11 protein-coding genes are annotated in these 14,620 nt (G+C 52.2%); 1 reads left to right on the top strand and 10 read right to left on the bottom strand.

The features are described 5' to 3' along the window. Positions 1-328: 328 nt before the first annotated feature. From dhaK to fba, 10 genes are all read right to left on the bottom strand, one after another. On the bottom strand, positions 329-2,092 hold the full coding sequence (dhaK, locus tag ACE5KN_RS04330; RefSeq protein WP_375523432.1) for a dihydroxyacetone kinase subunit DhaK: 1,764 nt from the start codon (positions 2,090-2,092) through the stop codon (positions 329-331). 142 nt (positions 2,093-2,234) lie between these two features. Further along, on the bottom strand, positions 2,235-3,770 hold the full coding sequence (locus tag ACE5KN_RS04325; protein WP_375523433.1) for a right-handed parallel beta-helix repeat-containing protein: 1,536 nt from the start codon (positions 3,768-3,770) through the stop codon (positions 2,235-2,237). A 51-nt stretch (positions 3,771-3,821) separates the two neighbouring features. After that, a complete protein-coding gene (locus tag ACE5KN_RS04320; RefSeq protein WP_375523458.1) occupies positions 3,822-4,784 on the bottom strand; it encodes a carbohydrate kinase family protein in 963 nt (320 codons plus the stop codon). Then, complete coding sequence (gene melA / locus ACE5KN_RS04315) at positions 4,784-6,085, bottom strand: alpha-galactosidase (protein WP_375523434.1); 1,302 nt, start codon at positions 6,083-6,085, stop codon at positions 4,784-4,786. Before melA ends, ACE5KN_RS04320 begins: the two co-directional genes overlap by 1 nt. A 20-nt stretch (positions 6,086-6,105) precedes the next feature. Further along, positions 6,106-6,930 (bottom strand): carbohydrate ABC transporter permease, encoded by an 825-nt coding sequence (locus ACE5KN_RS04310; protein WP_375523435.1) that lies wholly within the window; start codon positions 6,928-6,930, stop codon positions 6,106-6,108. A gap of 17 nt (positions 6,931-6,947) precedes the next feature. Beyond that, positions 6,948-7,883, bottom strand: a complete 936-nt coding sequence (locus ACE5KN_RS04305) for a carbohydrate ABC transporter permease (protein ID WP_375523436.1) — start codon at positions 7,881-7,883, stop codon at positions 6,948-6,950. A 15-nt stretch (positions 7,884-7,898) separates the two neighbouring features. Further along, a complete protein-coding gene (locus ACE5KN_RS04300) occupies positions 7,899-9,185 on the bottom strand; it encodes an ABC transporter substrate-binding protein (RefSeq protein WP_375523437.1) in 1,287 nt (428 codons plus the stop codon). 68 nt (positions 9,186-9,253) lie between these two features. Then, complete coding sequence (locus ACE5KN_RS04295) at positions 9,254-10,054, bottom strand: DeoR/GlpR family DNA-binding transcription regulator (protein WP_375523438.1); 801 nt, start codon at positions 10,052-10,054, stop codon at positions 9,254-9,256. Between the two features lie 139 nt (positions 10,055-10,193). Further along, a complete protein-coding gene (locus ACE5KN_RS04290; protein ID WP_375523439.1) occupies positions 10,194-11,123 on the bottom strand; it encodes a 1-phosphofructokinase family hexose kinase in 930 nt (309 codons plus the stop codon). After that, entirely contained in the window at positions 11,120-11,986 is an 867-nt protein-coding gene (gene fba, locus ACE5KN_RS04285; RefSeq protein ID WP_375523440.1) for a class II fructose-1,6-bisphosphate aldolase, read from the bottom strand. The genes ACE5KN_RS04290 and fba overlap by 4 nt, the downstream gene beginning before the upstream one ends. Before the next feature lie 717 nt (positions 11,987-12,703). On the opposite strand from fba, the gene ACE5KN_RS04280 reads away from it, so the two are divergent. Next, on the top strand, positions 12,704-13,813 hold the full coding sequence (locus tag ACE5KN_RS04280; RefSeq protein WP_375523441.1) for an SIS domain-containing protein: 1,110 nt from the start codon (positions 12,704-12,706) through the stop codon (positions 13,811-13,813). The last annotated feature ends 807 nt before the right edge of the window (positions 13,814-14,620 follow it).

Raw genomic sequence — 14,620 nt, 5'->3', positions numbered from 1 at the left:
TCTTGAGTGGGAATCCCTCCAAGATCAAGCGTTCTTGAAAGTGACCCTCACTGGTGGCAACCTAGAGTTGGGTCACTTTCGATTATCGATGTAAGTTAGTAACGCTAGCAGGAAGATCCCGAAGGTTAAAACTTCACCAAACGAAATGTGCATTCGCACCACCTCCTTTCGGAGGGTGCGCCCACTCAAGGTGTGTTGTACATCCATCATTATAGCATTAAGAATCGTATAAAAGTCTTTTTTCTGATTTTTATCACGCAAAAACGGCACAGATAAATCATCAAGGACCTTCCAAATCGGCAAGGTCCTTTTTACAATAATTTAGCAGCTAGTACCGCAAGCTGTTTGCAAGTCCCGTGAAAATCACACCGAGCGCATAAGCCCCGGCATCGGGATAACCGATACTGCGTTCGCCGACCGTACCTGCGCGGCCCATGCGGGCGACAATGGCTTTCGTCGACTCTGCCCCCTGAACGGCAGCTTCAGCTCCTTTGGCGAAAGCTGTTTTCATGTTCTCACCATTTTCTGCGCATAACATCCAGGCATCTGCACAAGGAATAAGGGCATCCATCAGCGTTTTGTCGCCTACAACGGCCCCGCGTCCAAAGGAACGTTCTCCCGTCGCCTGAATGCCGCGCACTGCAGCCTGCAGCATCTCCGCAAATTGAGATACATTCACTTCCAATGCCCCTTCAACCGCTTTCCCTGCCGAACGGAAGGCAGATCCCCAGATTGGACCGGAAGCTCCGCCGCAGGATTCCATGATAATAAGCGAGCAAGCATCCAGGAAGCTTCCGATCGTAAGATTTTCCTGGGCCAGAATGGACTTCCATTCCCGCTTAAGCTCCCGGAAACCCTTAGCCACGCTCATCCCGAAATCACCGTCACCTGCATGGGAGTCCAATTCGCAAAACGGCACCTCGTGTTCAATGATGATCTCGCTCATTTTATCCACAAGATAGATCAGGTTATTTAGAGTTAAGGTGGAGCCTTCGATCTTGGCATATTCTTCACTTGTCTCCACTTTGAAGGACACAGTCTCATTCGCCGGTTTTTCCTCGGCAGCTTCCTTGTAATCAACATGCTCTACAGGGCCGGATACTTTAAAGGCCGGTGTGTCGCACTCTTGAGATAACAGGGACTTCAATTCCTCATCCAGCTTCATGATTGTAACCGAGAGGCCTGCCATATCAATGCTTGTCATGTAATTGCCGACGAATTCCCGATTGATCTTAATATTTTTTGCCGCCAGTTCCCGTACAACAGCGTGATTAAACAGATACAGCTCCTGGAGAGGCGTTCCGCCAAACCCGTTGATCAAAAGTGCTATTTCGCCTGCAGCAACGCCTCCGATCTTCATATCCTGCAGAAGATCCTCCACCATCCGCTTGGCCAGGCTGTCCGCGTCCGCCATTTTGACACGCTTAATCCCCGGCTCCCCATGAATGCCGACACCGTACTCCAGCTCATCCTCACCTAACTCAAAAGTAGGGCTGCCCTTCGCTGGAACCGTACAGGAAGTGAGCGCAAAACCGATGCTGCGGACGTTTGCCGCAGCCTTTTCCGCCGCCGCTTTAACCCCTGCCAAATCCCTTCCTTGCTCGGCTGCTGCGCCGGCAATTTTGTGGACAAGCACGGTTCCCGCTACTCCCCGCCGCCCGACCGTATAGAGGCTGTCCTCCACGGCGATATCGTCGTCGACCCGCACGTAATCCACCTTTATTCCATCTTCCTCTGCAAGGTAAGCTGCATTTTTGAAATTCATCATATCGCCGCTGTAGTTTTTAATAATGAGCAGCGCCCCTTGTTCCCCCGCCGTCGCCTTGATCGACTGATACACCTGAATCTGGGAAGGGGAAGCAAAAATATCTCCACAGACCGCCGCATCCAGCATGCCTTTTCCTATGTACCCCGCATGAGCCGGCTCATGACCGCTGCCTCCGCCGCTGATTAAAGCAACTTTGCCTGGATTGATCTCCTTTTTCTTGATAATTTTATACTTCGGGATCAGCTCCAGCTCCGGGTGGGCCAGCACCATCCCTTTGGCCATTTCAAGCACCATATCTTCCGTCTTGTTCATCACTTTTTTCATGATTTATCCCTCCCAAAGTGCTGTCAAGCCAGTTCTCGTTACTTCCAATTTCTATTATATCGTGTTTTGCCTGTTGACTAAAAACACAAAAAAGTGCGATTCGACAGAGTGTCGGTTCGCACTTTTTCATTAAATATAAGGCTTACTCATCCGCACCGATATTCACGGCGTTTCCCTTCACGCGGGGCTGACCGTCAATATCCTCTGTTCCGATAATGGCGGTATCCGTTTGCCCGGCATCAATCGCCGGAGACGAAGACTGCAGATGGAAGTCGCCGCCCGCCGCATTCACGAATTTAGGATCGGCAAACAGAGAATGCGCATCGTTGCCTGTTCCCTTTTGATACGAGCTGAATCCAGTATACTCTTTATTTTTCCAGGTCCAGGTCGCATCCGAGCTGCCGCCAGGAGCAAAATATAAATTGTAATCCACAACGTTGCCGGAGTTTTTGGTGTATTCATTGTAGAACAGCACATCCGTGGAGTTGGCTACGAAAATATTGTTCTTGATCACGTTATTTTGCGTATCGTACTGCACGAGAAGCTGGCCGTTATAACCGTTCAACGTATCATTCTTGTACACCGTATTGTTCACGATCTTGCAGTTTACCGTCGAGCCGCGATCGGTGTCATAACCTCCCATGGCGATACCGGTCAGACGGTTGTTATAGATCACGTTGCTGCGCACCGTAATATTGCTGGTGGATTTGCCCGCATGCTCGGAGGCAATCTCGATGCCGATGTCGTTGTTGTAGCTGTAGTTCTGTTCGATAACGCTGTCCTTGCCTCCATCCACATAAATGCCGCCGGCCGAGTTGTCGTCTTTCCCGTAAGACGGGTTATTTTTAACAGAATTGTTGTACACCCGGTTGCCCTTCACCAAGCCGTTCCGCACCTGATCATAAGCGGTATTCGGAGCGGTTCCCTCAAAGCCGATCAGATCGATCCCGATGTTGTCGTTATCGTGAATGAGGTTGCCGGTCACCTTGAAGCCGTCTACATTGCCGTTCAAAACGAGCGATTCGCTGGAACCCAGTACGAGATTGGACAGCTCATTGCCGTCAATCGTGAGGTCATGAATGGAATCGGGGGCTTTCGTTCCGTATACGGCGATGCCATGGGCGTCCCGGCCCAGCCGATCGCTGCCGCTCGGAGTTGCTGTGTTTTTGATGTCATGGATTTTGTTATCGGACAGATTAATGAAGCCGCCCGCACCATGAACATAAATACCTACAGGTACTGCGTTTTTGGAAGTCGTGGTAAAATTGCGGATTTCAAATCCCTGCACAGTAACATAACTGACATCAGCCAGTTCAACCAAACCTTCGGACCCGCTAACCGCAAGTCCTTTGCCGTCAATGATTGGCGCCTCATTATCATAGTTGGTGAACACAATAGGTCCCTCGGAGGCAGAGCCGGAGCGGGTGATCTTCACCTTCTCATTGTATACACCACCCCGCACATAAACCGTGCTGCCCGCGGGAGCTGCATCGGCCGCATGCTGCAGCGTCTTCCACGGCGCATCGCTCGTTCCCGCATTGGAGTCGCTGCCGCTCGTCGCCACATAGTATTCGGCACCGGCCGCGGAGGCGGCAGGAGGCTGCTCATTTACAGACACAAGACCAATCCCAAAAACCATGCTTAAACCTGCCAGCAAAATTTTCCCGAATTTCATCATGATTCCTCAACTCCCATTGTTTAATATGTATTCATAAATGATAACCCGCATTCACTGAGTATGTCCAGCTTGCAAACGGAGGACGGACTCCACCGTCGGCAGGCTGCCTGTTCCTCCAATGCCAAGCGTCGACAGTGCCCCGCACGCATTTGCGAAACGCAGCAGATCCTCTCCACGGCGGCCGATCAGGTAACCGTAAATGATTCCCGCGTTGAAGCAATCGCCTGCCCCAGTCGTATCCACCGGAGTCACCGTATAAGGCACGGCGGATATTACGCTGCCGTCAGGCTCGCGCAGCGAAGCGCCCCTGGAGCCTTGTTTGACCGCAGCCACGCCCGCCACGGGAGGAAGCATGGATTCAAGCACACTGGCGACCTGGTCGGCCGGAAAAATATGCAGCAGTTCATCCTCACTCGGAATGAACAGATCCGTTTCGGCCAGCAGTGCGCTGATTCCCTCGCGATCCCACTGATTGGCTACATCCCAGCCTGTATCAAAGGACGTGCTGATCCCGTCCGCACGCAGCCTTTTAAAAAGCTCCTTCCAGTGGGGTCTCATACCGTCCTGCAAATAATAGGAACCGAAATGCAGATGTTCGGCCTGCCGCAGCAGCGTTTCCGGGATATAATCCGGGGTCAGCAGCGGGATGCTGCCGGCGTAGGTTAACAACCCGCGGTCGGCGGGCGTGGAGAAGGACAGGGTTACGCCCGTCTTGACGCCCGGCAGCCGGGTGACGTGCTCTGTGTTGACGCCCATGCGCTGCAGCTCGCTCGTACAAAAGGTGCCGAAATCATCGTCCCCCACCACGCTGACGAACCGCACATCCGCCCCAAGGCTGGCCAGCGCGCAGGCTGTAATTGCGGAGGAGGAACCGAGCACAACCTCGAAGCCGTCGACCATCTTCTCCCGGTTCCATTCCGGAATCACATCATTCCCGGACACAATAATGTCCACATTCAGCTCGCCGGCGACGACAATAACAGGCCTTGTCTCCCGGTCCCCTTGGGACCGCATCACTTCAGTACCGGAACAATACCTTGTTCCGCCTCATACAGTTCTTCGAACATGCTGCCGATTTCATCCAGGGAGCATACGGCTGCAGTCAGCGGGTCCACCATCAGCGCATGGCGTGCCATTTCCTTGTCTTTATTCAGTACAGCCTCTACTGCCAGGTCAAAAAAGGCCATGTTCGAACGGCACAATGCAGCCAGGTGCTCCGGCAGCTTCCCGAAACGGGTAGGCTGAACGCCCTTCCGGTCAACGAGGCAGGCTACCTCAACTACGCCATCCGACTGCAGATTTTCGATCAGTCCCCGGTTGGGAACGTTGCCGTAAATAATCTTCGGCTCGTTCTTCAATACAGCTTCAATAATCACAGCCGCATATTCATTGCTGGATTGCATTTCAAGCGGCAGCGTGCCTTCGAGCTGCTGGACGATCTGCTCGTCGTTCTCCTTGCGCCAAATCGGCCAATTGTCGGCATAGAAACCCGTGGCCCCGTTATAACCTGTGCTGCAGTGCAAATCGATGAGCGATTGGCGTTTACGGTAATACGGGATGTACTCCGAGAAATGGCCGCTGGATTCCGAGACGAAAGCTCCCAGATACTTCATGGCGTCAAAGCGGACCGGGTCCTGGCGCAGCAGCTCGGGGTTCTTTATTTTTTCCAGCAGAACAGGATACAGATCCTGCCCGGCATGGGTCAGCTCCACAAACCAGGACATGTGGTTGATCCCGCCTGCTCTCCAGTGCATCTCTTCATAAGGGATGCCCGCATATTCAGCCAATTGTGCGGATGTGTTCTGAATGGAGTGGCAGAGGCCCACTACCGGAATATCCGTGATGCGGGAAGTCAGCAGCGTTACTGCAGACATGGGGTTCGTATAGTTCAGAATCATGCTGTCCGGACACAGCTCTTCAATATCCCGGACGATCTCGATCCAGCTTGGAAGGGTACGCAGCGTCTTGAACAAGCCTCCCGGTCCCAGCGTATCGCCGATGCATTGCTTGACTCCGTATTTCAGCGGAATTTCATATTCGTATCGTACGGTCTCCAGCCCGCCAACCTCAATCTGGTTGATCACGAACCGGGAACCGCCGATAACTTCCCTGCGGTCCGTGGAGGCGATGACTTCCCACTTTTTCCCTGTCATCTCCACGATCTTGAGCACCAGTCTGCGCGCCAGCTCAAGCCGCCGCTCATCGATATCGACGAGGGCAATGGTACCGCCCTCCAATCCATTGATCAAAAGAATATCCATGGCGATTTCACGGGTAAATGCACTGCCTGCACCTATAATTGAAATTTTAGTCATAGCTCTCTTCTCCTCGTCCCTTATTTCATGCCTGTCATGGTCAGGCCTTTAATGAATTGCTTCTGGAAGATCAGGAACACAATAATAACCGGTATTGTAATCAAAACTGCTGCGGACATGACGACATTGTAATTGATCTGATGAGTTCCGTTAAAATAAACGAGCGCGAGCGGAACGGTCATTTTGCTCTCATCATTCAGTACGATCAGCGGCCACAGGTAGTTGTTCCAGGAGTTCATGAACGTGAATATGCCCAGGGCCGACAGCATCGGCATAATGAGCGGTGAAATGATACGGATCATGAGCCTGAACTCCCCCGCGCCGTCCATTCTTGCGGCTTCAAGCAAATCCTGCGGAATCTCCTCGATGAATTGCTTGGCCAGGAACACACCGTAGGAGCTGACCAGATTAGGCAAAATAATCGCCATCAGACTGTTAACCAATCCGAGCTCGGCTGTGATCAGATAGGTCGGAATCATAATGACCTGAAACGGAATCATCATGGTTGCCAGGATCAGAACGAACAACAGTCTCTTACCCTTAAATTGGTATTTGGCAAAAATATATCCTGCCAGCGAACTGGTAAATAAGGTGATTGCCGTGATAATTACGGAGGTCACCAGGCTGTTGAACAGCCACGTGACAAATGGCGCATCGCGAAAAACCGTCTGGTACCCCTCCAGGCTGGGCTGGCTGGGAAACAGCCCGCCGGAGCCGGACACGATTTCCATATTGCTCTTCAGTGAAGACAACACCATCCAGGCGTATGGCAGCAGCATGATACAAGCTGCCACCGCCAGCACAGCGATAACTACCCCGTCCCAAACACTGTGTTTATGCGGCATAAGCTTCTACTCCCCTCTCAATGTTCCCATTGCGTACGTCCCCATCTCAGCTGCAGCAAAGTCACGAGCAGAATGATCACGAGGAACACGGTCGCCATAGCCGAGGCATATCCCATGTTCGAGTTGGAGAAGGCCTGGTCATAAATGTGCAGCGCCAGCACTCGCGTCTCGTTGAAGGGCTCGCCCTTCGTCATGATCTGGAATTGAGGGAAGGCCTGGAAATAGGAAACGACCGTAGTCACGGAGACGAACAGCAGCGTTCTGCGCAGCAGCGGCAATGTGATGTGGAAAAAGATATGCCACGGGCTCGCGCCCTCCAGAATCGCCGCTTCATAGTACATGTCGGGAATGGAATCAAGTCCGGCGATAAAAAGAACGATATTATAGCCAATGTCGGCCCACAGGGTCATCACAATGACGGAATAAAGCGCATACTGCGGATCGCTCAGCCACTGGATCGGGGCCATATGCAGCTTGGCCAGCAGTATGTTGAACAAACCGTTGTTGTAGTTGAACATCGTGCTCCACACGATGGCCGTTCCCGCCAGCGGCGCGATTGTCGGGAGAAAGAACAGGGTCCGGAACAAATTTTTCAGCCACGGGATTCTAACCCGATGGATGGCCGAAGCGATCAACAGTGTAATGACGATATTAACCGCTACGGTGATGATTACGAATTTGAATGTGACCCATAGCGACTTGAGAAAAACCGCATCCTGAAGCATGCGGATATAGTTCTGCGCTCCCACGAACACTGCATTCGAGCCGAGCGGGTCATACTTAAACACGGACAAGCCCAAACTCCACGCGATGGGGAGGAAAGCGAACACCCCGAACAGGAGCAGTATCGGCACCAGCGATATGATGATGAACCGCCGCTTGGCCCTGTACCCTGCCGCCTTCCCCGCTGCTCTAAGCTCCTCTGCCTTGTTGGTTGGTACAGCAACACTCATGCCCGAGCACCCCCATCACTTATGTTGATCCTGGCTACTGTTGATAGCCTTTTCGATGTTTGCCAATCCGTCCTCCACACCCAGCTGTCCGCTGGCCATCAACTGAAAATTATCGTTGACCTGTTTGAAGAAGTAGTCACGGTCCGCCACAGGGCCGATCCATTGGCCTAGCGGCAATATTTTCAGGGAGGTTTTCATGTAAGGATTGCTGCTTTGAAATGCAGGGTCTTCGGCGATTTCTTTTTTGGCCGGAACGGTAAAGGTGTCTGTATTCCATGCCTCAAGGTTGTCCTTCTCCGAGACGAAACGGATAAAATCAAGCGCAGCCTCCTGCTGCTTGCTTTGCTTCGCCACCGCCAGGCCCCAGCCGGATTCGGCGGCAAAGACGGGCTCGCTATCCGTAAAGGACGGCACTGGCACATACTCAAAATCGCTAACCTTATAGTTGTTAATTCCCGCAGAAATTGTCCAAGGGCCGCGATAGGTCATGGCCGAGTTTCCACGGTAGAAATAATCGGAGGTGTCAAGCTCCCCGCCAAATGCGGTCAAATCCGTGACTTTGTCGTCAGCCACGAGCGAGACCAGGGCCGACATCGCCTTCTGCGCCTCCGGGGTGCTGAAATTAACATGTCCGTCATCCCCCCAGAAGCTTGCTCCTTGCTGCAGAATCAGCGATAAAAACGTAAAAGTGATATTGTCTGACGATACAAAATCGAAGCCTTTGACTTTAATGACATTTCCTTCGCGGACGGTCAGCTTTTTGGCATAATCCACAAGCTCGGTCCAGGTGGACGGCGGCTGATCGAGGCCCTTGTCTCTCAGCATTTGCGGATGGATCAGCATCCCGCCGTTTTCAATGTTGTATTCCATCGGCAGCCCGTACAGCTTGTTATCCCGCATATAGCCGCCAAGCGGCGCGTCATAGTACGCCTTTTTTACATTTTCGCTGTCAGGGATTTCAACGAGCGCGTTGTTTTTGGTATATTCCGGAACCCAGGTGCCGAAAAATTCAGCGACATCGGGCGGTTGCTTCGCGGAGAATGAAGCTTTCAGCTTCTGGTTGTACACGTCATACGGAAAGGTCTGATACTCAATGGTTACATCAGGGTGTGAATCCTGATATTTGGAGATCAACTTCTTGTATGCGTTTACAATTGCGTCTTCTTGATGACTCCAAAAGACCAGTTTCACCTTGCCTTGCGAGTCTGCCGTTGTACCGCTGCCGGAAGGGCCCCCACAGCCCGCTGCAGCGAATACAACGCAAACTACCGTGATAATCAGTAAAATCTTGGAAAACCGCATTCGCATATCCCCCTAATCCTGCAAATTAGCCAGCATATGAAGGGGAGGCTGCTTGAGGATCAGTGCCGTTAGAAAGAAGCAGTGTGGCCTATGGGTGTATATACGGCAATCTGCTGTTCCCGGCATGCTTGCTCAAACCATCCCTCCGGCTGTTGATTCGTAATTACCCCCGTCACCTGATCCAGAGGGGTAATGGTAAACAAAGCGCTCTTCTCCAGCTTGCTTTGATCGAATACAGCATACACTTCGCTGGAGCGTTCCATCATTAATTGGGCAATACGGGCTTCAAGCTCGGAATGCATCGTAAATCCGTGATTCAGAGATACTCCGTCTACTCCGAGGAACATTTTGGTAATGTTGATTTTATCGATCACGTTCTCCGCCAGCGGACCGCTCAGCTCGTAGCTTTTGGCCCGCATCACGCCGCCAATCACCACAACCTGGATGTCTTCCGCGTCGGCCAATTCAAAAGCAATATTCACCGCGTTGGTGACGATTGTAATCTTCCGGCGTTTTTTCAGTGCTTTTGCAATAAAAAACGTAGTTGTTCCCCCGGTGAGACAGATGATGTCCCCTTCCTTTACGATAGCGGCCGCAGCTTCAGCAATCTGCTCTTTATCCTGCCGTTGGAAATCATGTTTGGCGGCAAATGGCAGCTCTGCTGACGCGGACATCAGCGCCCCTTCGTAAATGGCTCCACCGGTCGTGCGGATGATCCCGCCCGCTTTCTCCAGTACATCCAGATCACGTCTTGCCGTCGCTTCGGAGCAGCCGATGACCTCAATAATCTCCTGCAGCGATATTTTTCCGCGCGATTTTATCAATTCCAGTGTTTTCGCTCTGCGAAGTTCACCCTTTGAATATTGCATATGTCTCTCCTTTGATATATCTGGGCTTTTACAACCCGTGTTAGCTCTATTGTGGAGTATGAAAGGATGGATTGCAATAAGTCAAAGTAAACCAGCATCCTGTTGGAAAAACGTGCGCCGCACGCTTTTGCCGGACTCTTCACAGAGCTGTAACCTGCACCTGCTGCCCGTATTCCCGGAAAAGACGGTAGTCGATATCGCCCGCTTTCGCGGACATCGCATTCGCCGCAGCCGCTGCAGCGGCGGTACGCAGCCTGTCTGCGGCCGAATGGCCGCGTTCCTGTGCATACGCCATACCTGCCACAAAGGCGTCGCCGCAGCCCACGGTATTCACAGGCTGAATGGCCGGCGGCGTCACCAGATAACCTGCGCCATCAAGGAACGCCACAGCTCCCCGGCTGCCAAGCGTTACACATACCTCGGTGATCCCCTGGTCCGCCAGCATCTGCGCCGCCCGTGTCCATTCGCTAAGCTGCTGCGGCTCGCGTCCGAGCCATCCGGCCAGTTCTTCTTCGTTCGGCTTCACGAAGTGAGGAGATGCGCCCAGTGCAGCACTGAAGGCCGCTCCGCTCGTATCCAGAAAGGCCTGCGCGCCCGCGGAACGGACGATGCCGATCAGCTCCGCGTACAAGCCTTCCGGCGCACCCGCCGGAAAGCTTCCGGACAGTACGACCACACTGGACTGCAGGGCCAGACCGCGCAATGTTTCCTTGATCGCTTCAGCTTCAGTTTCCATAATGGACATTCCCTGCCCGAGCAGCTCGGTGGAGGTTCCGCCGGACTCATCCAGGATGTTGAGGCAGACCCGCGATTCCCCAGGTCCACGGACAAAAGCAGTCTGTATGCCCCGTTCCGTCAGGCTGCTCTCAATAAATGTGCCATTGCTGCCGCCAATGATGCCGGTGGCCGTGACCTCACCGCCCAGCTGCCGGATCACCTTGGCGACATTGTTGCCTTTGCCTCCCGGCTCGTCAATCTGACGGGCCACCCGGTGCACCTGACCCACGCTGAACTTGTCGACATAATACGTCCGGTCGATGGCGGCATTGAGTGTAACGGTGGTAATCATCTGACCACGCCCGCTTTGCCGACAGATCCGCAAAGCCGCATTTTCTCCATAGCCAACTGTTTGACCGCTTCCTTCGCCGGAACCATGTATTTGCGCGGATCGTTTTCTTCAGGATGCTCTGCAAATACCCCTTTGATCGCGTTGGAGAACGCGATGCGCAGCTCGGTGGCGATGTTCACCTTGGCCATCCCAAGCGCGACCGCCTGGTGAATTTGCTCAGCCGGAATGCCTGATCCGCCGTGCAGCACCAAAGGAACCTCCACACGATCCGCGATGCGCGCAATCCGCTCGAAATCAATGTTCGGTGTGCCCTTGTAAATGCCGTGGGCGGTTCCGATGGCGGGCGCAAGTGTAGATACGCCGGTACGTTCAATAAATACAGCGCATTCATCAGGATCAGCCAGCGAAGCATCCCGCTCATCCACGACGATGTCATCCTCGACGCCACCAACCTTGCCCAGTTCCGCCTCCACATTCACGCCGGAAGCCCGCGCGATTTCCATCACCTTGCAGGTTTGAGCTATATTTTCCTCGAAAGGAAACATGGAGGCATCGATCATGACCGAGGTGTAACCGGCACGTATACATTGGATAATGGTAGGAAAATCAGTGCAGTGGTCCAGATGAAGCGCTATAGGAAGATCCGTCCGGTCCGCCGCGGTTTTGGCCGCATGGGCGATATAATCCGGACCCAAATGTTTGACGGTACCCACTGTCGATTGAATAATGAGTGGGGAATCCGATTCAACCGCCGCTTCAACGACAGCCTGCAGCATTTCCAGGGTGTGCACGTTAAAGGCTGGGATAGCGTATTTCTCCCTGCGGGCTGTTTGCAGCATTTCAGTAGATGAGATAAGTGGCATATCTTTTTCCCCCTTGAAAGGTATGACCGCATGCCAGGTATAAAAGGGGACATTGGGAGCCCCTTCATCAGGCTAATATTGCGGCGATTTGAATGAACTTCACACCTCCCTTTCATTAGTAGAATGATCCGGTAATAACGTTTAGAAGTGCGGGCCGTGACCACAGCAGGAGCTGTTACTGCGACGGTAGCTGCAATTGCGATCGTATCGCAAAGCCAATCCTAGCGGATCACTGCTGATGATCGTGCCGCACAGCCAATCCTGACGGACCACAGCTGTTGATCGTACCGTAAAGCCAACCTAACGGACCGCAGTGCCGTTATTCTGCGAAATCAACAGTTTTCGAAGCTGTAACGGACACCACAGACCTTATTGGGCATTAATGTGCACGTATCCGGCTATTTTTGAGCAAATAGCGGCTCTCCTGTCCGTTAGAAATGAAAACGGTGTCTTTCCAGGCAAATAAGGTCGCTCTGGTCCGTTAGCTTATCCATTCTGATCTGCCGTCACCAACGTTCACGTTACTTTTTGGATCCATTCCACTTTGCGAATGTTTGAAACAATTGCTTTTGATAAACGGATGATTGGATAAATCTTGTGCTTGTGACCATAATAATCGTTTGTTTTGATTAAATCAATCATTTTGTAAAAAATTATTGCTATTTTTGTGGTTGTATACTCATAATATTGATTAAATAAATCATTACTATTGCATTTTTGATTGAAATAATTATAAAATTGACACAAAGCGTCATATTAATCTATTTCCGGGAGGTACCTCTTATGAGTTTGACGTATCGTGAAATCAAAGGCCAATACAAGGCCTTGCAGCAGACCTTCGAATATATGGTGGCAAAGCGCGCTGAATTTACTTCCTTTGTCCGTGAACAGGCGGTCACCTCCGTGACCTTTGTCGGTTCCGGGTCCAGCTATTGCTTGAGTGAAGCGGCTGCTTTCTCCTTCCGCTTGCGGGCTGGCCTGCCTGCGCTTTCCCTGGCCGCCGGCGATCTGATGCTCCATGCCGACCGCTACCGCCCTATGCTGGCGGGCACCCTGGCTATCGCGCCGTCACGGTCCGGCAGCACCAGCGAAGTGGTTGAAGCGCTGCGCCTGATCCAATCGGAAGAGCGTATTCCCGTATTGTCCATTTCCTGTGTAGAGAATTCCCCGCTGTCCGCAAGAGCCGATTTTGCTCTGGAGCTCCCATGGGCCTTCGACGACAGCGTCTGCCAGACCCGTACGGTTACGAATCTGTATGCGGCCAATCTTCTGCTTGCCGCTTTCCTTGCCGGCGACGAGAACCTGATTGCTGATATGCAGACGGCTATTCACCAGGGCGAAGCCTACATGACGCGCGTGGAGAACGATATCCGCCGTGCCTCCGACTTTGCCTGGACGAACGCCGTCGTGCTGGCGGACGGCGAACTGCAGGGACTGGCCGCCGAGGGCGCCATCGCCTTGACCGAAATCGCCAAGACACAGGCCCACGCCTACCATCTGCTCGACGTGCGTCACGGCCCGATGGTGACTGTAGGACCGGATACGCTCGTGATCGCAGCCTTGTCGGACAGCGGCATCGACCACCAGCGCAACCTGATGCGCGATATCAAGGACCGGGGAGCTACAGTCATCGCGTTCGCCGATCGGACAGAAGCGGCTCCGCAGGACATCGTCGATCTAGCGATCACGACGGACAGTCCACTGGACCCTGCGGTCCGCGGCATCCCGTTCATTTTCATCCCGCAAATCGCCGCCCTCGCGAACGCCGAACGCCACGGCATCAACCCGGATCAACCGGACGGGCTGGTCGCTTGGGTTAAGCTGTAAGGAAAAGTTGTTGAAAGAAATGGGGATTCATTAATTGTTCTTCATTGCTATCGATTTCCTGAAAATTAAGAAAGGTCAGTCCCCTAAGCCATTATCATATGACTTAGGAGACTGACCTCATAGTGTAACAATATAAAAACACCTTCAAAGATTATAACCATATCATAAGATATGGATATAACCCTGAAGGTGTTTTTTTGTGATGATTTTTACCGCCCCCGAAAAGCAGTTTCTAATGCGGGCAGCTTAGATCAGTCTTATTTCCGGCGCGACTATTTACGGCATAGCCACCAGCAAATCGCCCCTTTCCTTCCTCGCTCTTGCATAAGGAGCGACGAGGAAATATATAGCCAATATAACAGTGCTGTGGTATTTCAATCCACGCTCCTGCATAAGGAGCGACAGCGACCAATTAAGACCTTGAAGGACAAGGGATTTTCCTTGCAAAAGTGCGAACCCCTTCGTTTCTTTATTATATTCTTGTAATTAATCCTCGGTAAATAGTTAAAATCCTTTGTCACACAAGGAAGTGCGAGTCTCCCAGGGAATTTATGTGAGCTTGGGGTTCGCACAGGAGTCTGGACTTATTTCTCCGAATACATCTTCGCCAATCTGCCAAAGCAGTTTTACTCTTTTTCATAGTTTTCATTGACCATTCGTTCATATAACGGGTTTACACAAAAGGAGAATTTTCAAAATTTCCTCCAATAACAAAACCACAAGAATTACTTGAAGTGCACCCCTTAGAATAGACATTGGAAAAACCCCCGGGTTTAGCCGATGAAATTCTAGGGGGTGTTATTTTTA

It is taken from the genome of Paenibacillus terreus, from assembly GCF_042138595.1.
Taxonomy (GTDB): Bacteria; Bacillota; Bacilli; order Paenibacillales; family Paenibacillaceae; genus Paenibacillus; species Paenibacillus terreus.
This window is presented reverse-complemented; position numbering and strand designations above follow the sequence as displayed.

Coding starts and splice junctions, on each gene's coding strand:
- ACE5KN_RS04295 (WP_375523438.1), bottom strand. CDS start 10,054: ATGCAATATTCAAAGGGTGAACTTCGCAGAGCGAAAACACTGGAATTG.
- dhaK (WP_375523432.1), bottom strand. CDS start 2,092: ATGAAAAAAGTGATGAACAAGACGGAAGATATGGTGCTTGAAATGGCC.
- fba (WP_375523440.1), bottom strand. CDS start 11,986: ATGCCACTTATCTCATCTACTGAAATGCTGCAAACAGCCCGCAGGGAG.
- ACE5KN_RS04320 (WP_375523458.1), bottom strand. CDS start 4,784: ATGCGGTCCCAAGGGGACCGGGAGACAAGGCCTGTTATTGTCGTCGCC.
- ACE5KN_RS04300 (WP_375523437.1), bottom strand. CDS start 9,185: ATGCGGTTTTCCAAGATTTTACTGATTATCACGGTAGTTTGCGTTGTA.
- ACE5KN_RS04290 (WP_375523439.1), bottom strand. CDS start 11,123: ATGATTACCACCGTTACACTCAATGCCGCCATCGACCGGACGTATTAT.
- ACE5KN_RS04325 (WP_375523433.1), bottom strand. CDS start 3,770: ATGATGAAATTCGGGAAAATTTTGCTGGCAGGTTTAAGCATGGTTTTT.
- ACE5KN_RS04310 (WP_375523435.1), bottom strand. CDS start 6,930: ATGCCGCATAAACACAGTGTTTGGGACGGGGTAGTTATCGCTGTGCTG.
- ACE5KN_RS04305 (WP_375523436.1), bottom strand. CDS start 7,883: ATGAGTGTTGCTGTACCAACCAACAAGGCAGAGGAGCTTAGAGCAGCG.
- melA (WP_375523434.1), bottom strand. CDS start 6,085: ATGACTAAAATTTCAATTATAGGTGCAGGCAGTGCATTTACCCGTGAA.